This window comes from Pseudomonas sp. Z1-12 (genome assembly GCF_051132015.1).
GTDB lineage: Bacteria > Pseudomonadota > Gammaproteobacteria > Pseudomonadales > Pseudomonadaceae > Aquipseudomonas > Aquipseudomonas zanjanensis.
On sequence record NZ_CP071647.1, the window covers coordinates 2935377 to 2956950 of the forward strand.

At 63.1% G+C, this 21574-nt stretch carries 15 protein-coding genes; 9 read left to right on the top strand and 6 right to left on the bottom strand.

Annotated elements, in window-relative coordinates; all coding sequences use genetic code 11:
• Positions 1-314 precede the first annotated feature (314 nt).
• Complete coding sequence (locus tag J3P85_RS12455) at positions 315-2969, bottom strand: excinuclease ABC subunit A (RefSeq protein ID WP_434706027.1); 2655 nt, start codon at positions 2967-2969, stop codon at positions 315-317.
• Between the two features lie 194 nt (positions 2970-3163).
• Here J3P85_RS12455 and J3P85_RS12460 point away from each other — a divergent pair, with 194 nt between their 5' ends.
• The 9 genes from J3P85_RS12460 (at position 3164) to nahK (ending at position 17354) form a co-directional block, all read left to right on the top strand.
• A complete protein-coding gene (locus tag J3P85_RS12460) occupies positions 3164-4642 on the top strand; it encodes a hypothetical protein (protein ID WP_434706028.1) in 1479 nt (492 codons plus the stop codon).
• 611 nt (positions 4643-5253) lie between these two features.
• Complete coding sequence (nosR, locus tag J3P85_RS12465; RefSeq protein WP_434706361.1) at positions 5254-7404, top strand: transcriptional regulator NosR; 2151 nt, start codon at positions 5254-5256, stop codon at positions 7402-7404.
• Between the two features lie 53 nt (positions 7405-7457).
• Entirely contained in the window at positions 7458-9377 is a 1920-nt protein-coding gene (gene nosZ / locus J3P85_RS12470; protein ID WP_434706029.1) for a TAT-dependent nitrous-oxide reductase, read from the top strand.
• 25 nt (positions 9378-9402) lie between these two features.
• On the top strand, positions 9403-10716 hold the full coding sequence (locus J3P85_RS12475) for a nitrous oxide reductase family maturation protein NosD (RefSeq protein WP_434706030.1): 1314 nt from the start codon (positions 9403-9405) through the stop codon (positions 10714-10716).
• Positions 10713-11630 (top strand): ABC transporter ATP-binding protein, encoded by a 918-nt coding sequence (locus J3P85_RS12480; RefSeq protein WP_434706031.1) that lies wholly within the window; start codon positions 10713-10715, stop codon positions 11628-11630. The genes J3P85_RS12475 and J3P85_RS12480 overlap by 4 nt, the downstream gene beginning before the upstream one ends.
• Positions 11627-12457: an ABC transporter permease gene (locus J3P85_RS12485; RefSeq protein ID WP_434706032.1), complete on the top strand. Its 831-nt coding sequence runs from the start codon at positions 11627-11629 to the stop codon at positions 12455-12457. The genes J3P85_RS12480 and J3P85_RS12485 overlap by 4 nt, the downstream gene beginning before the upstream one ends.
• 32 nt (positions 12458-12489) lie before the next feature.
• On the top strand, positions 12490-13017 hold the full coding sequence (locus J3P85_RS12490; RefSeq protein ID WP_434706033.1) for a nitrous oxide reductase accessory protein NosL: 528 nt from the start codon (positions 12490-12492) through the stop codon (positions 13015-13017).
• 607 nt (positions 13018-13624) lie between these two features.
• Complete coding sequence (gene nosP, locus J3P85_RS12495; RefSeq protein WP_411384821.1) at positions 13625-14782, top strand: nitric oxide-sensing protein NosP; 1158 nt, start codon at positions 13625-13627, stop codon at positions 14780-14782.
• Positions 14712-17354 (top strand): hybrid sensor histidine kinase/response regulator NahK/ErcS', encoded by a 2643-nt coding sequence (gene nahK, locus J3P85_RS12500; RefSeq protein WP_434706034.1) that lies wholly within the window; start codon positions 14712-14714, stop codon positions 17352-17354. The genes nosP and nahK overlap by 71 nt, the downstream gene beginning before the upstream one ends.
• 172 nt (positions 17355-17526) lie before the next feature.
• On the opposite strand, the gene J3P85_RS12505 is transcribed toward nahK, so the two are convergent.
• From J3P85_RS12505 to J3P85_RS12525, 5 genes are all read right to left on the bottom strand, one after another.
• Positions 17527-18192 (bottom strand): response regulator transcription factor, encoded by a 666-nt coding sequence (locus J3P85_RS12505; protein WP_186731030.1) that lies wholly within the window; start codon positions 18190-18192, stop codon positions 17527-17529.
• Between the two features lie 59 nt (positions 18193-18251).
• Positions 18252-18785, bottom strand: coding sequence for a PQQ-dependent catabolism-associated CXXCW motif protein (locus J3P85_RS12510; protein ID WP_434706035.1), 534 nt, complete (start codon positions 18783-18785; stop codon positions 18252-18254).
• A 264-nt stretch (positions 18786-19049) separates the two neighbouring features.
• The gene (locus J3P85_RS12515) at positions 19050-19841 is read right to left on the bottom strand and encodes an ABC transporter permease (protein ID WP_434706036.1); all 792 of its coding nucleotides are present in this window, start codon (positions 19839-19841) and stop codon (positions 19050-19052) included.
• Positions 19838-20569: an ABC transporter ATP-binding protein gene (locus J3P85_RS12520; RefSeq protein WP_434706037.1), complete on the bottom strand. Its 732-nt coding sequence runs from the start codon at positions 20567-20569 to the stop codon at positions 19838-19840. Before J3P85_RS12520 ends, J3P85_RS12515 begins: the two co-directional genes overlap by 4 nt.
• On the bottom strand, positions 20566-21570 hold the full coding sequence (locus tag J3P85_RS12525) for a YVTN family beta-propeller repeat protein (protein WP_434706038.1): 1005 nt from the start codon (positions 21568-21570) through the stop codon (positions 20566-20568). The genes J3P85_RS12520 and J3P85_RS12525 overlap by 4 nt, the downstream gene beginning before the upstream one ends.
• Positions 21571-21574 lie beyond the last annotated feature (4 nt).

Consider the following 21574-nt stretch of genomic DNA (forward strand, 5'->3'; position numbering starts at 1 on the left):
GAGTAGATGAGTTTTACAATCTCAGCGCCGATCACCACAGGTTGTTTTGTGGCCGCTGTCGGAGCTGCGGAGGGGATAGGTATATCGGGAGGGCACATCCAATTCATCGGGGGGCGCTTCAGCGCGCGATAGTAACCCCTCATCCCGCAGTGTAAGGCTTGTTCTTTCAGTTGGGGTGATGTCATTTTGCGTCCTTGCCAGTGCAGCCTCAGCCCATCGCCCCCTGAGGTTGCAGTTAATTACATCGACTGAAACGATTAACTGGGGACAGTATAGACAGCTTTTCCGCAACAGCGAGAAACATTGAAAAACCTTTATTTTTCACGTTGCAAAGCCCTTTTCAGGAACCCTGCTGTTCGACTCTCCCGGGACTTCGCCACATTCCTCGGAGCCCCACAAGCGACCACCTTTCCGCCCTGGGTTCCTGCGCCTGGGCCAATATCGATGACCCAGTCACTCTGCGCCACCACCCGCATGTCATGTTCCACCACAACCACCGTATGGCCTTCATCCACCAGGCGATTCAACTGCACCAGCAAGCGGTCCACGTCCTGGGGATGCAGCCCGTTGGTGGGTTCGTCCAATACATATAACGTCGTGCCCCGGGCCTGGCGCTGCAGTTCCGTCGCCAGCTTGATCCGCTGGGCTTCGCCGCCGGACAGCTCCGTAGCCGGCTGGCCCAGGCGCAGGTAGCCCAATCCGATATCCTGCAGCACTTGCAATGAGCGCCTGGCCGCCGCTTGCTCGGCAAACACCTCGAGCGCCTGGTTCACGGTCAGTTGCAAGACCTGGGAAATGTCCAGGCCCTGCCAGCGAACCTCCAGGGTCTGCGGGTTGTAGCGCGCGCCGTGGCAGGTGGGGCAGGGGGCGTACACGCTGGGCATGAACAACAATTCGACGCTGACGAAACCTTCACCTTCGCAGGTCTCGCAGCGACCCTTGGCGACGTTGAAGGAGAACCGCCCGGCGTCGAACCCCAGCGCCTTTGCCTGCTCAGTGGCAGCGAACAGTTTGCGCACGTGATCGAACAGCCCGGTGTAAGTGGCGAGGTTGGAGCGCGGGGTACGGCCGATGGGTTTCTGGTCTACCTGGACCAGCCGCTTGACCGCGTCGAGCCCTGCAGTAACGCGTCCGGCGCTGGTTTGCACGGGTTCGTCTTCCAGGCTTTGCTCGTCGGGCTCGGCGTTGGGGCTGGCCTGGCCCAGGTGGGCACCGACCAGATCCAGCAGGGCCTGGCTGACGAGGCTGGATTTGCCTGAGCCAGAGATGCCGGTCACGGCGGTGAAGCAGCCCAACGGGAAGGCCGCGCTCAGGTTGTCGAGGTTGTTGCGGGTGATGCCTTCCAGGCGCAGCCAATCCTTGGGGGCGCGCGGGCTGCGTGTCGCGGCGTGTTCTTCGCCAAAAAGGTAGGCGCGGGTGCGTGATTCAGACACCTGAGCAAGGCCTGTTGGCGGGCCGCTGTAGAGGACTTTCCCGCCTTGTTCGCCAGCATCCGGGCCGACGTCGATGAGCCAGTCGGCGCGGCGCATGGTATCGAGGTCATGTTCGACCACAAACACCGAATTGCCCGCTGCCTTGAGGCGTTGCAGGGCGCCAAACAGCGCTTCGCTGTCGGCCGGGTGCAGGCCGGCGGAGGGTTCGTCCAGCACGTAGATCACGCCGAACAGTTGGGAATTGAGTTGGGTCGCCAGGCGCAGGCGTTGCAGTTCGCCGGACGAAAGCGTCGGCGTGCTGCGCTCCAGGGCGAGGTAGCCGAGGCCCAGGTCGATCAGGGTGGTGATCCGTTCCAGCAGCTCGGCGGCGATGCGCTGTGCGGCCAGGCGTTTCTCCAGGGAAAGGTTGGGTGTGTGGCGGGCGTCCGGTCCACCGGCGTGGGGATTTTCGCCCCGGGCGGCGCGTTGTTCCCGGGCCTTTCGGGTTTGCTGGTGACTGAGGACATCCCCTGTTTCTTCGGCTTGTTCAAGGTAGTCAGGGGCCTGGACCCGCTTGAGCACCTCGGCCAGTTCGAGCAGGGACAGGTGCGACAGCTCGGCGATGTCCAGGCCGGCAAAGGTCACGGTCAGTGCCTGGCGTTTGAGGCGTTTGCCCTCGCACACCGGGCAGGGGCTGGCGCGCATGTATTGGGCCACGCGTTTGCGCATCTGCCCGCTTTGCGAGTGCATGAAGGTGTGCAGCAGGTAGCGTCGGGCGCCGCTGAAGGTGCCCTGGTAGCTGGGTTCGAGCTTGCGCTTGAGTGCTTCGCGGGTCTGGGCCGGAGTCAGTCCCGCGTAGACGGGAACGGTCGGGGTTTCCTCGGTGAAAAGAATCCAGTCCCGTTGCTTTTTCGGCAGGTCGCGCCAGGGGATGTCGACGTCATAGCCCAGGGTCACGAGGATGTCCCGCAGGTTCTGGCCTTGCCAGGCCATGGGCCAGGCGGCCACGGCGCGCTCGCGGATGGTCAGCGATGGGTCCGGCACCATGGAGGCTTCAGTCACTTCGTAGACTCGTCCCAGGCCGTGGCATTCCTGGCAGGCGCCTTGGGGCGTGTTGGGCGAGAAATCCTCGGCATAGAGCATCGGTTGGTCGGCCGGATAGCTGCCGGCGCGTGAATAGAGCATGCGGATCAGGCTCGACAGGGTGGTGACGCTGCCCACCGACGAGCGCGCGCTGGGTGTGCCGCGCTGTTGCTGCAAGGCAACGGCCGGGGGCAGGCCCTCGATGCTGTCCACGTCTGGCACGCCCACCTGGTCGATGAGGCGCCGCGCATAGGGCGCGACGGACTCGAAATAACGACGTTGGGCCTCGGCATAGAGCGTGGAAAATGCCAGCGACGACTTGCCGGAACCCGACACTCCCGTGAACACCACCAGGGCATCGCGGGGGATGTCCACGTCGACGTTCTTGAGGTTGTGTTCTCGAGCGCCGCGTACCCGGACGAAACCGGTGGTTTGAGGCAATGAAGAGGCGGCGGGGCCGGAGCGTGGGGGCATGGAGCGTTCCTTGTGGGCATCTGCTTGTCGCACTGGGGCGGTCAGGTGAGGCGGCGTCACGGGAAGAATGTAACCTGGATCACAGCGCTGGCATTTATGCGACCGGGTTTGGCCATTCTCGTGCGATAAAAATTTACTCCGGACAAAAGAGATGAGAAAAGCTTCGCAGTTTTCCCCTGGATACGGACCTCCCCATGTCTCGTTCAAAACTGCTCTCTCGATTATTTGTCGCGCTGCTGGTCGGCGCGGCGCTGTGGTACATGTGGATGCTGACCAGTGCCAAGCTGGAGTGGGGCGGCGACGGCCCCGATCAGCAGCAAGTGGGCACCGTGAAGGATACCCGCCTGCGGGCGATGACCCAGTATTGCACGGGCGTGACGGTGACACCGCAGGGGACTTGGCTGGTGGGGCGGCTGGAGGAAGAGGCCCAAACGTTCGAACCGTCCGCTGACGTCGTAAACCTGGATGCGGTGGTTTATGGCAAGCCCGCCGAAACTGAAGAACCGGAGGAGCCCGGCGCCTTTTCCCGTTTGTTCTCTCGTGGGGAAACGGAAACCTCCTTCATTTCCCGCCTGGATGACAAAGGGCAGTTTCAGCTTGTGGCCCATGTCAGCGGCGCCGCTTGTCTTGTGGCCAGTCCCGATGGGACCAGTGTGTTCCTGCTCACAGGCCTGCGTCGACCTGAGACCGTGAATGCCCCTGAGCCCGATCAGACCGTGGTCTTTCGCAGCGACGATCAAGGCCAGCGCTGGACGTGGTTGACCCAGGGTTGGTTCCCCGAGGCCGATTCGTTGGCCTGGAGCCTGGTTCCCTATTTCCACGGCGTGAATGAAGTCTGGGCCGTAGGCACGCCGGACGGGGTGAAGGAGGACGGCGATGAAGCAAAGCCGACTGCCGTTTCCACCGGCGTCTTTTACTCGGCTGATCGCGGTGCGCACAGCTCGCCGATCATGGCTCCCGAGTCGCTGCTCGTATCTGCCGAATACGCCCATGGCAAACGCCCGGACATCACGGAGTGGCACACCAGCGAAGGCGCAAATGGGACCGTCCAGACCAGTGTCCTGCAGTTGGACGCGCAGACGGCCTTTATCTGGGTCTCCCAACGCTTCTGGGGCAGCCACCCGGATGGCGTCGGTGACAACATCGCGGTTAACGTCACGACACGGGCGCGGCTGCAAGCCAAGGCTGGGCAGTGGCAGGTCGTGGAGGTGCAGCGTGCCGACAACCTGTTCGTGAACAAGGTGCTGCAGAACGACGCCGGGCGGGTGATGGGGCTGATTGACCAGGGCGACTACGGGCAAGCTGTTGTCGCCGAATTGGACACCGCCGCGTTGACCTGGAACCCCATGGGGGAACTGCCCAGCGTGTTTTCACCCCTGGCGTCGCAGACCCAGGTGCGTGGTGACAATCTCTGGATGGGACAAGACACCCTGCTGATCAACACCACCAGCGAGCACCATCCACCGCGCTGGCTCTATGGGTGGTCGGACGCGAACATCTCAGCCAACGGGGTGTTTTATTCCAAGGATTGGGGCCGCTCCTGGCAACGCCTCGCGATTGGCGGCTACCTGGGTATCCTTGGTTTTCAACCCGCGCAGGACCGGGTGATCTGGGCCAACGGCAACTGGTACGACAGCAATGACGGCCGCGTCTATTCCTATGGGTTGCGCTGAACCCCGACAGTTCCTGACACACAGCTGAACGGCTGTTGTGGCGAGGGAGCTTGCTCCCGCTGGGCTGCGCAGCGGCCCCAAGACCAGGCGCCACGGAGTGTCAGGTTGATGTGGGCCGCTTCATGGGGGGCGCTTCGCGCCCCAGCGGGAGCAAGCTCCCTCGCCACAATAGCGGCCTTCATCCGCTGGACGTCCGGGTGTGCTCACGGATGGGGAGTTTGGTTTTTGAAGAAGTGGAACGCGGAGCGTCCCTGGCGACATTCCCACGCAGGAGCGAGGGAACGATCGACAGCCCCTGACACACAGCTGAACGGCTGTTGTGGCGAGGGAGCTTGCTCCCGCTGGGCTGCGCAGCGGCCCCAAGACCAGGCGCCACGGTGTGTCAGGTTGATGTGGGCCGCTTCATGGAGGGGCGCTTCGCGCCCCAGCGGGAGCAAGCTCCCTCGCCACAAAAGCGGCCTTCATCTGCTGGACGTTCGCGTCTGCTCACGGATGGGGAGTTTAGTTTTTCCGAGTTGATTTCAATCAAGGGCCCATGCCAGGGGCGGGCCCCACAATGATCGCCAAGATCCTGTCTTCAAGCCATGGCGCTCATGACCCGTCCCTCTGTGATGTTGCACCTATCCCGCTCCTGGCTCCCCGGGCTGTTCGTTCTACTGCTGATGTTCGCTGGAATCGTCCAGGCCAAGGACTACGGCGACCTCCCGCGACAACGCATCCACCACGTCCTGGGCTCGGTCGATTCGATCTCCGAACCCGACGGTCCCTTCAAGGTTCGCAAGCTGTCCGCCGCTGGCAAGGTCGCGGGCTACGTGTTCCAGAGCCTGGATGTGGTGGACATTCCGGCGTATTCCGGCAAGCCGATCAACGTCCAGGTCATTCTCGATCCTGCCGGGGTGATTCTCGACGCCTATGTGCTTGAACACCACGAACCGATCCTGCTGATCGGCATCGCCGAAGAAAAACTCCACGGCTTCAGCGCGCGCTACAGCGGCATCAAGGTCAACCAGCGAGTGGTGGTAGGGCATTCCAGCGACCCGAATGCGGTGACGGTCGATGCGATCGCCGGCGCCACGGTGACGGCCATGGTGGTCAACGAAGTGATCATGCGCGCCGCCCACGATGTCGCGGTGTCCCTCGGCCTGGTCAAGGGCGATGCGGGATTGGCCGTGGCACCGGCGCGGGTGCGCACGGATATCTACGAGGCTGCCGACTGGAAGACCTTGACCGGCAACGGCGCGGTCCGTCGCCTGCACCTGACCCGTGGCCAGGTCGACGCGTCCTTCAAGGGCACCGACGCCGAACAGGTCGAGACCGCCAGCGGCGAGCAAGTGAATGACACCTTCATCGACCTCTACACCACCCACCTCAACCCACCCACCATTGGCCGTAACCTGCTGGGCGAGGCGCAATACCGCACGCTGATGGCCGAGCTCAAGCCGGGCGAACAAGCCATTGCAGTGATGGGCAGCGGGCGTTATTCCTTCAAGGGCTCGGGTTACGTACGCGGCGGCATTTTCGACCGGGTGCAGTTGCGTCAGTCCGGCGACACCATCAGTTTTCGCGACCTGGATTTCCAGCGCCTGAATGATGTGGCCCTTGATGACATGCCGGACTTCGATGAAATGGCGATTTTCATCATCCGCGCCGCCCACCGTTTCGACCCCGGTTCGCCCTGGAACCTGGAGCTGCTGGTGCGCCGCCAGACCGGTCCGGTCAGCGGCACCTTCAGCAGTTTCGAGCTGGCCTATCAACTGCCCGAACCCTACCTGGAACGGCCATTGCCCACCGCCGAGCAACTGGCGGCCGCTGAAGAAGCCAGCCGGCCAATGTGGTTGACACTCTGGTATCAGAAAAGCGTGGAGATTTCGGTGTTGGGTGCGGCGTTGCTGGTCCTCACCGCGATCCTGTTTTTCCAGGACTCCCTGGCCCGGCGGCCCACGTTGTTGCACTGGGTACGTCGCGGTTACCTGGTGTTCACCGTGGTGTTCCTGGGCGGCTTTGCGCTGGCGCAGTTGTCGGTGGTCAACGTGCTGACCTTCGTCCACGCCCTGTTCGAAGGCTTTCGCTGGGAACTGTTCCTCACCGATCCGCTGATCTTCATCCTCTGGGTGTTCACCGCCGGCAGCATTCTGTTGTGGGGACGCGGGGTGTTCTGCGGCTGGCTGTGTCCGTTCGGCGCGTTGCAGGAGCTGATCAACGAACTGGCGCGCAAGCTCAAGGTGCCGCAATACGAGCTGCCGTTCGCCGTGCATGAGCGGCTATGGGCGATCAAGTACATCATTTTGCTGGTGCTGTTCGGCGTCTCGCTGGAATCGATGTCCAGCGCCGAACGGCTGGCCGAAGTGGAGCCGTTCAAGACCGCTATCACCCTCAAGTTCGACCGCCAGTGGTGGTTCGTGGCATACGCAGCGGGCCTGCTGGTGATCAATGTCTTTACCCGCAAAGTCTATTGCCGCTACGTCTGCCCGCTGGGTGCCGCCTTGGCGATGCCGACCCGCCTGCGATTGTTCGACTGGCTCAAGCGCCGCAAGGAATGTGGCAACCCCTGCCAACTGTGCGCCAAGGAATGCGAGATCCAGGCGATCCATCCCGATGGCCGGATCAACGCCAACGAATGCCATTACTGCCTCGACTGCCAGATGACCTGGCACAACGAAAACAAATGCCCGCCGCTGATCAACAAGCGCAAGAAGCGCGGCAAGGCGACCGTGACCGATGCGCAACTGATTCCCGTGGTGCAGGTGAACCCGGCGCCTTGAGGCACCCCAATGGCCTGTCCCTTGACCGTTTCATTCTTCATGGAGCACACAGCATGAGCGACAAAAAAGACCAAGTCCCTGGCGCGGTGGAAGCGCCCCGGGGTGTCAGCCGGCGCAGTTTTCTCGGCACCGGTGCGGTAACGGGCGCGGTGCTGGCCGGCGCCACGGCGCTGGGGGCAGGGACGTTCACCCGTGAGTCCTGGGCAGCGGCGGCCAAGGAGGCCAGGTCCAAGATCCACGTCGGGCCCGGTGAGTTGGACGAATACTACGGGTTCTGGAGCGGCGGCCACCAAGGCGAGGTGCGAGTGCTGGGTGTACCGTCGATGCGCGAGTTGATGCGCATCCCGGTGTTCAACGTCGATTCGGCCACCGGTTGGGGGCTGACCAACGAGAGCAAGCGCATCCTCGGTGACAGCGCCAAATACCAGAACGGCGACTGCCACCACCCGCACATCTCCATGACCGACGGCAAGTACGACGGCAAATACCTGTTCATCAATGACAAGGCCAACTCCCGGGTCGCGCGCATTCGCCTGGACATCATGAAGTGCGACAAGATCCTCACCGTGCCCAACGTCCAGGCCATCCACGGCCTGCGCCTGCAGAAGGTGCCGTACACCAAGTACGTGTTCGCCAACGCCGAGTTCGTGATCCCGCACCCCAACGACGGTCATACCTTCGACCTGCAGGACAAAAACAGCTTCACGATGTTCAACGCCATCGATGCCGAAAAAATGGAAATGGCCTTCCAGGTGATCGTCGACGGCAACCTGGACAACTCCGACGCCGACTACACCGGCAAATACGCCGCCAGCACCTGCTACAACTCCGAGAAGGCCTACGACCTGGGCGGCATGATGCGCAACGAGCGCGACTGGGTGGTGGTGTTCAACGTCCCGCGGATCGAGGCGGCGATCAAGGCCGGCAAATTCATCACCCTGGACGGTTCCAAGGTGCCGGTGGTCGATGGCCGCAAGACCGACGGCAAGGACTCCGAGTTCACTCGCTACATTCCGGTGCCGAAGAACCCCCACGGGCTCAATACCTCGTCGGACGGCAAGTACTTCATCGCCAACGGCAAGTTGTCGCCCACGGTCTCGATGATCGCCATCGACCGTCTGGATGATTTGTTCAACGACCGTTACAAGGACCCGCGCGAAGTGATCGTCGCCGAGCCCGAACTGGGGCTGGGGCCGCTGCACACCACGTTCGACGGGCGCGGCAACGCCTACACGACCTTGTTCATCGACAGCCAGGTGGTGAAGTGGAACATGGACGAGGCCATCCGCGCCTACAAGGGCGAGAAGGTCAACTACATCAAGCAGAAACTCGACGTCCAGTACCAGCCGGGCCACAACCATGCGTCCCTCACCGAAACCAGCGAGGCGGACGGCAAGTGGCTGGTGGTGTTGTGCAAATTCTCCAAGGACCGCTTCCTGCCCACCGGCCCGTTGCACCCGGAGAACGATCAACTGATCGACATTTCCGGTGAAGAGATGAAGCTGGTGCACGACGGCCCGGCCTTCGCCGAACCCCATGACTGCATTCTCGCGCGGCGCGACCAGATCAAGACCCAGAAAATCTGGAACCGCAACGATCCGTTCTTCGCCGACACCGTGGCCCTGGCGAAGAAGGACGGCATCAATCTCGAAACCGACAACAAGGTCATCCGCGATGGCAATAAGGTGCGGGTGTACATGACCTCGATGGCGCCGGCCTATGGCCTGACGGAGTTCACCGTCAAGCAAGGCAACGAGGTGACCGTGACCATCACCAACATCGACCAGATCGAGGACGTGTCCCACGGTTTTGTCATGACCAACCACGGCGCCAGCATGGAGATCAGCCCGCAACAGACCTCATCCATCACCTTCACCGCCGACAAGGCCGGCTTGCATTGGTACTACTGCAGTTGGTTCTGCCACGCCCTGCACATGGAAATGGTCGGCCGCATGCTGGTTGAAAAGGCCTGAGTCATTCATGAAGGAGACAGGCGCAATGACCGGGAAAACGCAGCATGCAAACGTTCGTCGACCGGTTATTGCCCTGGTGTCCTGCCTGCTGTCGGGCGGTGCGTTTGGCACGCCGCAACCGATGACGAATCTGCCTTTGCAGGCTGAGGGCGAGCAGCACTGGCGTCTGCCTGCGGGGCACTACCAAGGCTCGTTCAGTATCGATCAGCCGATGACGCTCACTTGCGCGCCAGAAGCGGTATTCGAGGCGCAAGGCGAGGGCAATGGCTTGACCATTCGCGCGCCGAACGTGCAGGTCCAGGGCTGCACCTTCCTGGACTGGGGCCACGACCTTACGGCCATGAACGCCGCCGTGTTCATCCAGCCCGGGGCAACAGGCGCCGTGGTGCGCGGTAATCGGATGCAAGGCCAGGGCTTCGGTATCTGGGTCGATGGCACGCGGGACGTCAGCCTGATCGACAACCGCATCCAGGGCGACCCCAGCCTGCGCTCCCAGGACCGGGGCAACGGCATCCATTTGTATGCGGTGCACGGCGCCCGGGTCATCGGTAATCAGGTGCGCGAAACCCGTGACGGCATCTACATCGACACCTCTAACGGCAACCTGCTCCAGGGCAACACGCTGGAGGATTTGCGCTACGGCGTGCATTACATGTTCGCCAACGATAACCGCCTGCTGGACAACGTCACCCGGCGTACCCGCACCGGTTATGCCTTGATGCAAAGCCGCCAATTGACGGTGATCGGCAATCGCTCCGAACAGGACCAGAACTACGGGATCCTGATGAACTACATCACCTATTCCAGCCTGCGCGATAACTTTGTCAGCGACGTGCGCGACGGGTCCACCGGCGACACCATGATCACCGGCGCCGAGGGCAAGGCCCTGTTCATCTACAACTCGTTGTTCAACCGCATCGAAGGCAATCATTTCGAGCGCAGCGCCGTGGGCATCCACCTGACGGCCGGCTCGGAGGACAACCGCATCGCCGGCAATGCCTTCGTCCACAACCAGCGCCAGGTCAAATACGTGGCCACGCGGCTGCAGGAGTGGTCGGCGGAGGGGCGCGGCAACTATTGGAGCGATTACCTGGGGTGGGATCGCAACGGCGACGGCCTGGGCGATGTGGCCTATGAACCCAACGACAACGTCGATCGCCTGCTGTGGCTGTATCCCCAGGTGCGGTTGTTGATGAACAGTCCGGGGATCGAGCTGCTGCGCTGGGTGCAGCGGGCCTTCCCGGTGATGAAATCTCCCGGGGTGATGGACAGCCATCCGCTGATGGAAACCCCTGTCCAGCCCCCACCACGCAACAGTGCCCAGGAGAACGCGTCTTGAACGTCGTCGAGATCGAAGGGGTCAGCCAGCGTTATGGCGATGTCGCCGTGCTGCGCGGGCTGGACTTGACCCTGGCCCAAGGCGAGGTGCTCGGGTTGTTCGGGCACAACGGTGCGGGCAAGACCACCACCATGAAGTTGATCCTCGGTTTGCTGCGGGCCAGCGAGGGGGAGGTGCGTGTCTTCGGTCGTGCACCCAGCGACCCGAGTGTGCGGCAGATGCTCGGTTATCTGCCCGAGAACGTGATGTTCTACCCGCAGTTGAGCGGGCTGGAAACCTTGCGCCATTTCGCCCGGCTCAAAGGCGCGGCACCGGAGCAGGTGGAGCGTCTGCTGGAGGACGTGGGGTTGACGGGCGCCGCCAGGCGGCGCGTGAGGACCTATTCCAAGGGCATGCGCCAGCGCCTCGGCCTGGCCCAGGCGCTGCTCGGCCAGCCGCGCCTGTTATTGCTGGACGAACCGACCGTGGGCCTGGACCCCATCGCCACCCAGGACCTTTATCAACTGCTCGACCGCCTGCGTTGGCAGGGCACCAGCATCATTCTCTGCTCCCATGTCTTGCCAGGGGTGGAAGCGCACATCAACCGCGCCGCGATTCTGACCCGGGGTCGGCTTTTGGCCTTGGGCAGCCTGGCCCGCCTGCGGGAGGATGCCGGGCTGCCAACGCTGATCCGCGCCTCCGGCCTGTCACGGGCCGACTGGCTTCGCCAGCATTGGCGCAGCGAAGGGCACGCCACCCAGGGCTGGGGCACGGAAGGGGTGCAGGTGTCCGTGCCGGACGGCAGCAAACTGAAATTGCTGCGCCAGTTACTGGCCCAGGACGACCCGACGGATGTCGAGATCAAGCCGCCGTCCCTGGAGGATCTGTACCGTCATTACATGGTCCGTGCCGCCGCCGAGGAGGCCAGCCTATGAACCCGGTCTGGAACATGGCCCGCAAGGAATTCAGCGATGGCCTGCGCAATCGCTGGTTGTTGGCGATCAGCCTGTTGTTCGCGGTGTTGGCGATCGGCATCGCCTGGCTCGGCGCGGCGGCGGCCGGTCAGCTGGGGTTTACCTCGGTGCCCGCCACGGTGGCGAGCCTGTCCAGCCTGGCGACGTTCCTGATGCCGCTGATTGCCTTGCTGCTGGCGTACGACGCGATTGTCGGCGAGGACGAGAACGGCACGCTGCTGCTGTTGCTGACCTACCCGTTGGGGCGCGGCCAATTGCTGCTGGGCAAGTTTGTCGGGCACGGCTTGATCCTGGCCCTGGCCACCATCATCGGCTTTGGCTGCGCGATGCTGGCCGTCGCTCTGCTAGTGGACGATGTTCAGTTGAGCTTGCTGCTCTGGGCCTTTGGCCGGTTCATGTTGTCCAGCACGCTGCTGGGCTGGGTGTTCCTCGGGCTGGCCTATGTGCTGAGCAGCGTGTCGGCAGAGAAATCCACCGCCGCCGGATTGGCGCTCGGGGTGTGGTTTTTCTTCGTGCTGGTGTTCGACCTGGCCTTGCTGGCGCTGCTGGTGCTGAGCGAGGGGCGGTTCAGCCCGGAGCTGCTGCCATGGCTGCTGCTGTTCAACCCTACGGATGTGTATCGGCTGATCAACTTGTCCGGGTTCGATGCGGCGTCCAGCGGTGCCGCGGTGTTGACCCTGGGCAGCGATTTGCCGGTGTCGGCGCCTTTGCTCTGGTTGTGCCTGGGCCTGTGGATGGCAATCCCGTTGTGGCTGGCCTATCGGTTGTTCAATCGCCGGTGCCCGTGAATGTCTGATCTTGATCAAGGGAGCATGCAACGATGAATAAAGTGTCTTTGAAGACGGGCCGTCTCTTGGCCGGGTTATTGATGTGCCTGGCGTTGGCGGCGTGCGACAAGGCCGAGCCACCTGCGGCCAGCGAGGCGGCGCTGGCGTTCCATTCCAGTGATGAGTGCCATGTGTGCGGCATGGTCATCACTGACTTTCCCGGGCCCAAGGGCGCGGCAGTCGGCGCAGGAGGCGTGAAGAAGTTCTGCTCGCCGGCGGAAATGCTGGGGTGGTGGTTGCAGCCGGAAAACCATCGGGCCGACGTCAAGCTGTATGTCCACGACATGGGGCGCAGCCATTGGGATGCGCCGGATGATGCCCATCTGATCGACGCCCGCAGCGCGTACTTCGTCATTGGCAGCGGGCTCAAAGGCGCCATGGGCGTGGTATTGGCTTCGTTCTCCGATCCCCAGGCGGCAGAAAAACTGGCGAGCGATACCGGCGGCCGGGTGCTGCGCCTGGAAGACATCGATCAGAAACTGCTGGGGCAGGTGAGCGCCATGGCGCCGATGAACCACTGATATTGCCTGGGCACTGAACCGCTCTATTGCCAGCACCGAACCGCTTTTTGTGGCGAGGGAGCTTGCTCCCGCTGGGCTGCGCAGCAGCCCCAAGGCCAGGCGCCGCGGTGTGTCAGGCTGGTGTCGTCAGCCTCATGGGGGCGCTTCGCACCCCAGCGGGAGCAAGCTCCCTCGCCACAAAAGCGGCCTTCGTTTGCTGGACGTCCGCGTGTGCTCACGGATGGGGAGTTTAGTTTTTGAAGAAGTGGAACTCGGAGCGTCCCTGGCGACATTTTCACGCAGGAGCGAGGGAACGATCGACAGCCCCTGACACACAGCTGAACGGCTGTTGTGGCGAGGGAGCTTGCTCCCGTTGGGCTGCGAAGCAGCCCCAAGGCCAGGCGCCGCGGTGTGTCAGGCTGGTGTCGTCAGCCTCATGGGGGCGCTTCGCACCCCAGCGGGAGCAAGCTCCCTCGCCACAAAGGTATTCCAAGCCAGGAGGAGGGGGCGCGGTGCGTATCACCTTCTCATCCCATGGAAGTGTCCACCCACTACCCAAGTAGCATTCGTCGCCCCGGCGCGGCTTCGTACACTCAGGGCTCCTATCACGCACCCGCCGGAGGCGACGATGCAGCAGAGCGAAGGTGTGGTGAGCGCCATGTCCCAGGCGACCGACGTCCAGCAGGTGGCCCAGGCGCTGGCGCGGCAGTTGTTGCACCCGCACCTGGGGTTCGTGCTGTTTTTCTGTTCCGCCGAATACGACTTGCCGGCCCTGGGCCAGGCGCTGTCCCAGAGTTTCGGCGGGATTCGCCTGGTGGGCTGCACCAGCGCCGGGGAAATCACCGCCCAGGGCTACGGTCGCAACTGTGTGACGGCGGTGGGATTCGATCATCGACACTTTTCCATTGCCGCCGAGCTGATCGGTGAAATGGAGCACTTCAGCCTGATCGACGCCCAGCAAATGGTCGAGCGCCTGGCCAGCGGCTGTCGCAGCAATGCCTTGGCACCGATCAAGGGCCACAGTTTCGCCTTGACCCTGCTCGACGGCCTGTCCAGCCGCGAGGAAATGGTGCTGGCGGCCTTGAGCGCCGCGTTGGGGGATATTCCGCATTTCGGCGGCTCGGCCGGCGATGACAACTACCTGACCCACACCCACGTCTACTTCGAAGGCCAGTTCCACAGCGGCGCGGCCGTGGTGGTGCTGATCAACACGTGGCTGGAGTTCGAAGTCTTCACCACCCACCACATCCTGCCCCGGGACGAGAAACTGGTGGTGACCGGCGCCGACAGTGCTTCGCGCCGGGTCTATGAGCTCAACGCCGAACCCGCCGCCGAGGAATACGCCCGGCATATCGGCGTTCCAGTGAGCGCCCTCGACTACCGAGTCTTCGCCGCCCATCCACTGGCGGTGCGGATCAACGACCAGTACTACGTGCGGGCGATCCAGCAGGTGCACCCGGACCTGAGCCTGAGTTTCTACTGTGCGGTGGAGAACGGCATCGTCCTCACCGCCATGACGCCCGGTCCCTTGCTGCACAACCTGCAAACACTGTTCGACGGTTTGCAGGCACGCCTCGGCGATTTGCTGCTGACCATCGGCTGCGATTGCTTCCTGCGGCGCCTGGAGCTGGAAGACCGCGGCGGCCTGGAACAGATCGGCGAGTTCCTGCGCGAACAACGGGTGATGGGGTTCAACACCTATGGAGAACAGTTCAATGGCATGCACATCAACCAGACGTTCACCGGAGTTGCCATTGCCCGACATCGCGTCCCCGGCCATCGCTGACCTACAGGCCCAGCTCGCCAGCCTGCAACACGAAAACCGCAAGTTGCGGCGCATCAACGCGGCGCTGATCGAGCGGGTGGAGTCTGGCGTGACCCGCGGCAACGACCCCTATGCGGCGTTCCAGCACTCGGTGGTGCTGGCCGAGCAGGTGCGTGAGCGCACCGACGCGCTGAACCAGGCCATGGCCGAGCTCAAGGCCGGCAATCACTTGCTGGGCGAGGCGCGACTGCGGGCGGAAACTGCCCACCGGCACCTGATCGACGCCATCGAGAGCATCTCCGATGCGTTTGTGCTGTTCGACGAGCAGCAACGCATCGTCCTGTTCAACAGCCGCTTCAAGGCCTTCTGGGCCAACAGCCGGGTGCGCATCATCGCCGGGATGCGTCTTTGCGAGGTCAAGCGCTTGATGACCGCCAACGGCTTGTTCAGCGAAGAGCCTCGCGGCCAGGCCGACGAGCATGTGTTGTATCGCTTGCAGAACGGCCGTTGGCTGCAAGTCAGCGAGCGGCCGACCCAGGAAGGCGGGCGAGTGATCCTGTTTACTGACATCACCGACGTCAAACTCAGCGAAACCGTGCGCCGCGAGCAGGCTATCGCGCAGAAGTCCCACCTGTTGCAGCGGGCGGTGGACAACCTGTCCCAGGGTGTGGCGATGGTCAATGCCCAAGGCGTGCTGGAACTGTGGAACCGGCGCTTCCTTGAACTCAGTGGCCTGGCCCCGGTGGCGGCCCACCGGCCCTTCAACGAAGTGATCGGCGACAGTGAGCTACAACTGCTGACCCCGGCCAGTCGCGACAGCAACGGCCGGTTGATCCATGAGTGCGAGCAGCGCCTGTCCGATGGCCGCGTCTTGGAAATCCGCACGCATCCATTGCCCACCGGCGGCTACGTCAACACCTTCACCGACATCACCGAGCGCTACCAGCACGCCGAGGCACTGAGCGAAAGCGAGCGCTGGATCCGCCTGATCACCGACCATGTGCCGGCGCTGATCGCTTACCTCAACGCCGACCTGGTCTACGAATTCACCAACAAGGTCTATGAGCAGTGGTATTGCTGGCCCCGCGGCGTGATGCTCGGCCAGAGCCTGCGCGAAGCCCACAGCGAGCAGCATTACCAGCGCCTGGAAGCCTACGTGGCCCGGGCATTGGCGGGCGAGAGCGTCACCTTCGAATTCGCCGAGACCAACATCAACAACCAGGAGCGCTACATGCTGCGCTCCTACGTGCCGAACCGCCTGGCCAACGGCGAAGTGGTCGGGATCTTCGTGCTGATCCGCGACATCACCGAACGCCGCCGCACCGCCGAGGCATTGCACCAGGCTTACCAGAACCTGGAACAGCGAGTCCAGGAGCGCACGGCCGAACTGACCACCCTCAACGACCAGTTGCTGCGGGAGATCGACGAGCGCAGCCGGGTGGAGTTGCGCCTGCGGGAGGCCAAGCGCGAGGCCGAGCAAGCCAACCTGTCGAAGACCAAATTTCTCGCAGCGGTCAGCCATGACCTGCTGCAACCGCTCAACGCCGCACGCTTGTTCACCAGTGCCTTGCTCGAACGTCGCGAGCCAGTGGCCAACGCGCAATTGGTGCGCAACGTCAGCAATTCGTTGCAGGACGTCGAGAACCTGCTGGGCACCCTGGTGGACATTTCCAAGTTGGACGCCGGGGTGATCAAGGCCGATGTCGCGCCGTTCGGCCTTAGCGAATTGCTGGACAACCTGGCCGCCGAATACGCCCAGATCGCCCGCAGCGAAGGGCTGGAGCTGCACTATGTCGGCTGTTCGGTGCTGGTGCGCAGCGACATGCAATTGCTCGCGCGGATCCTGCGCAACCTGCTGAGCAATGCCATTCGCTACACCCCCAGCGGTCGGGTGGTGCTGGGCTGCCGGCGGCATCGCCAGCGCGTGTCGATCCAGGTCTGGGACAGCGGCATCGGCATTGCCGAGAATCGCCTGGAGGAAATATTCCAGGAATTCAAGCGCGGCGACGTCCAGCGCCCGAACCAGGACCGTGGGTTGGGCCTGGGCCTGGCGATTGTCGAGAAAATCGCCGGGATCCTCGGGCACCGGATCCAGGTGCGCTCCTGGCCGGGCAAGGGCTCGATGTTCGCCATCGACGTGCCGCTGAGCGCCACCGCACCCAAGCCGTTGCCATGCCTGGACATGAGCGAGCCGATGCTGGAAAGACTGCGGGGGGCACGGGTCTGGGTGCTGGATAACGATGCGGCGATCTGCGCCGGCATGCGCACCTTGCTGGAGGGCTGGGGTTGCCAGGTGGTGACGGCGTTGTCGGAGCAGGACCTGGCCCGCCAAGTGGATAACTATCACGCCGAGGCCGACCTGCTGATCGCCGATTATCACCTGGACCATGATCAGAACGGTGTGGACGCCGTGGCCCGGATCAACGCCCGCCGGGCCTCACCGATCCCGGCCATGATGATCACCGCCAACTACAGCAACGAACTCAAGCAGCAGATCCGCGAGCGCGGCCACACCCTGATGCACAAGCCGGTGCGGCCGATGAAGCTCAAGATTGCGATGAGTCATCTGCTAGGCCAATCCCAGGGTCATTGAGCCGAACGGCTTTTGTGGCGAGGGAGCTTGCTCCCGCTGGGGCGCGAAGCGGCCCCAAAATCCAGGCACCTCGGTGTGTCAGGCTTGTTCAGAATGGGGCTGCTTCGCAGCCCAGCGGGAGCAAGCTCCCTCGCCACAGGGGTGTATACCTGTCCCTGTAGTGTTCAGCTGATCAACGCCGCAAATAAGCCCCGAAATCAATATCCCCGGCGCTGAGAATCGCCTGCACCCGGTTGTGCACATTGAGCTTGCGCAGGATCGCCGAGACATGGGCCTTGACCGTGGTTTCGGCGATGTCCAGGGTGTAGGCGATCTGCTTGTTCGACTCGCCCTTGGTCATGCGTTCGAGTACCAGCAGTTGCTTGCGAGTCAGCGCCTGGAGCAGTTCCGGTGGGAACGCCGGGGTTTCGTTCAGGCGGCGGCCCGTCGGGCTTTTTTGCGTGCGGATGATGTCGGGCGGCAGGTACACGTTGCCGTTGAGGATCTGTTCGATGGCGTCAGTCATTTGCGAGCGTGGCGAGGATTTGGTGATGAAACCCACCGCGCCATAGGTGATGGCCTGCAACACCACTTGCTTGTCCTGCTCGGCAGAAACAATTACCACGGGGATCGTTGGTGCTTCGTTGCGCAGGTTGATCAGGCCATTGAGCCCGTGCATGCCGGGCATGTTCAGGTCCAGCAGGATCAGGTCCAGGTCGTCGTGCTCGGCGGTCAAGGCCAGGGCACTGTCGAGGTCGGCGGTCTCCATGACCTCGCTGCCAGGAAAACCGTCGCTGATGACGTTGTGGATGGCTTCGCGAAACAGTGGGTGATCGTCGGCTATCAGGATTTTATACATGGCCATTCACCTCGTTATTGTCGTGTGGGGCAGGGCAGTTGCACGCATTTCTTGCACATTCAGGGAAGGGGTTCGGGCCGGGCCGCTTGCAGGGGCAGGTTCGCCGCCTCCCAGGCGTCCAGGCCATCGCGATACCAATACAAATGCTTATAGCCCATGGCAGCGGCGCGTTTTACCGCGTTCCAGCTCAGCCAGCAATCCGAGCGGCAATAAAAGACCAGCGGTCGATCCAGCCGCCCGCCGGTGGCCGTGCGCAGGTGATGGCTGAAGTAGTCCTGCCAGGTCGGGTCGAGGTCGCCGTCCCCGGTATTGGCCAGCCACAGGCTGCCGGGGAGGTTGGCATGGGGTTCGTTGTCGATGAAACGTCCTTGGACCCATGGACGACGGTAGACGTCGATCAGCAGCGGGGGCTGGGCTTGATCGAGCAGGCGTTGCAGGGCTTGGGTGTCGAGGGTCTGGGCGCCGTCGACGGTGGCGGGTGTCGGGCTGCGGTATTGGGCGATGCGATAGCCCTGGGCTGAAAACAGCGCGGTCTCGGCCCGCGCGACATTCAGCGCCAGGCCCAGCAGGAGGATCGCCAGCAAACGGGGCATAGGATTTATCCTTTTTGTTATGCGCCCATTACATGCCAGGGTCGAGGTCTTGTGAATGCGACCATGGACAGGAAAACCGGTACTAAAGTAGTAATTTTGGCCATGGACCCTGGGCTGAGCCCTTGTGAAGAACCCTTGTGGGAGCGAGCTTGCTCGCGATAGCGGTGTGTCAGTCAACATCATTGCTGGATGACCCGCCGCCATCGCGAGCAAGCTCGCTCCCACAGGGGATTCCACCCACAGGAGGATTGGCTTGGGGCCGGTTCAACTGGCCTTGCGTAACGCTGCATGCTGCGGATTGAACGTCCACACCGCCAACAGCGCGAACAGCAGGGTCAAGCCCACGCACACCGCCATCGCCAGCAGGTTGAACTGTGCATACAGCGCAAAACGCACCAACTCCACGCCATGGGTGAACGGGTTGACCGCGCAGAGCCAGTACAGCCACGGGCTGGCTTCCTGCATTTTCCACAGCGGGTACAGCGCCGAGGACAGGAAGAACATCGGGAAGATCACGAAATTCATCACCCCGGCGAAGTTCTCCAGTTGCCGGATGGCATTGGACAACAACAGGCCCAGGGCACTGAGCATCAGCGCTACCAACAGCAGGGCCGGCAAGGCCAGCAGCAGGCCCATGGCCGGCGGTTGGATGCCGTACAACCAGGCGATGGCGAGAAAGGCATAGACCTGCAACAGCGAGATCAGCGACGTCGCCAGCAACTTGCTCGCCAGCAGGAACGCCCGGGGCAGGGGACTGGTGAGCAGCACGCGCATGCTGCCCATTTCCCGGTCGTAGACCATCGACAGCGAACCCTGCATGCCGTTGAACAACAGGATCATGCAGGCCAGCCCCGGCACGATGTATACCTCGTAGGGGATGTAGGTGTCGTAGGGGGCGATGATGGCGATGCCCAGTGCCGCGCGAAAGCCGGCGGCGAACACCAGCAGCCACAGCAATGGCCGGACCAGGGCGCTGAGCAGCCGGGTGCGTTGCAGCACGAAGCGCAGCCATTCGCGCATGACGATGCCGCTGAAACAGTGCCAATACGCGCTCATGGCCGGGCTCCCGAAGCGGTCAAATGGGTGAAGGCCGAACCGAGGGTGCCGCCGTGTTCCTGGCTCACCGCATCGGCCTGGCCGCTGGCGACCAGGCGGCCCTGGTGCACGATCAACAGGTCATCGCTGGGCTGCACTTCGTCCAGCAGGTGAGTGGTCCAGAGCACACTGATGCCTTGCTCGCGGCACAGTTGCCGGATGTGCAGGCCGAGGGCGAGGCGGCTGGCCGGATCGAGGCCGACGCTGGGTTCGTCCAGCAGCAACAAGCGCGGTTCGTGGAGCAGGGCCCGGGCGATTTCCACCCGGCGCCGATGGCCGCCGTTGAGGTCGCGCACCCGTTCATGGCGCCGCTCGATCAGGTGCTGGCGGGTCAGTTCGGCATCGAGGCGGGCGCTGCCCTGGCGTCGGGAAAAACCATGGAGCGCCAGGTGGTAGCACAGGTTCTGTTCGATGCTCAGGTCCAGGTCCAGGGTACTTTGTTGGAACACCACACCCAACTGGCGCAAGGCCGGATGCGGAGATTTTCGCAGAGAATGACCGCCGATGCGGATCTCGCCACGTTGCAGGTCGTACAGGCGGGTGAGCAGGGCGATCAGCGTCGACTTACCGGCGCCGTTGGGCCCCAGCAGCGCGGCGAAACGTCCAGCGGGCAGGCGGAAACTCATCTGCTTCAGGGCTTCCCGTGCGCCATAGGCGAAGCTCAGGTCGTTGACCTCCAGGGCGTTCATGGCGTCACCACCACACCCCATGGATAGCGTCCGACTTTCACTGACTTCAGGACTTTGCGGCGCTCTACATCGATCACCGAGACATCGCCGCTCACGCCATTGGTCGCCAGCAGTTGCTTCTGGTCTGGGGTGAACGCCAGTTGCCAGACCCGCCGGCCCACCAGCAGGTAGTCCAGCACTTCGAAGGTCTTGGCGTCGATCACCGCCACATGGTTGGCCGGGCCCAGGGCGACGAACGCCAGCGTGCCGTCGGCACTGAGCTTGATGCCCACCGGCTGGACCTTGTCCGGGTGCACGCCTTTGATCTGGAAGGTCAAGGTCTTGAGCACCTGGCGCGTGGCGACGTCGAGGATGGTCAAGGTGCCGCCGATCTCCGCCGAGGCCCAGAGCTGCGTACCGTCGCGATTGAATTCGACGAAACGCGGGCGCTGGTCCACCAAGGTATTGTCGGCCAGGGTCTGGGTGCTGGTGTCGATCCAGTGCAGCATGTTCGTGGTCTCACTGGTGTTGACCGCCCACTTGCCGTCGGGGCTGACAGCCATGCCTTCGGGCTCGACCCCGACGCCGATCTGGCCCAGGACTTCGGAGGTCTGGGTGTCGATCACGGTGACCAAGGCATCGTCTTCGTTGGACACGTAGAGCCAGCGGTCGTTGGGGTGCAGGGCGAACTGCTCCGGGTCCTTGCCGGACGGCAGTTCCTTGATGATTTTGCGGGTGGCGACGTCCATCACCTGGACCCGGTCCGAGTCGCTGGCGCAGATGTACAGCAGGCGATTGTCATGGGACAGCAGCAGGCCCCGGGGACGCTGGCCTACCGGCAGGGTCTCGATGACTTCCAGGCGCTGCAGGTCGATCAGGCTCAGGCTGTTGTCTTTTTCGTTGGAGACCCAGGCGATGCTGGCGGCGGCGGGGCCGGCGGCGAGCAATGCAGCGCCCAGGGCGAGGGCTTTGCATAGCAAGGTCGGGCGGAGCTGGGCCGGGTAAATCAAGGCGCGGCGCATGGTG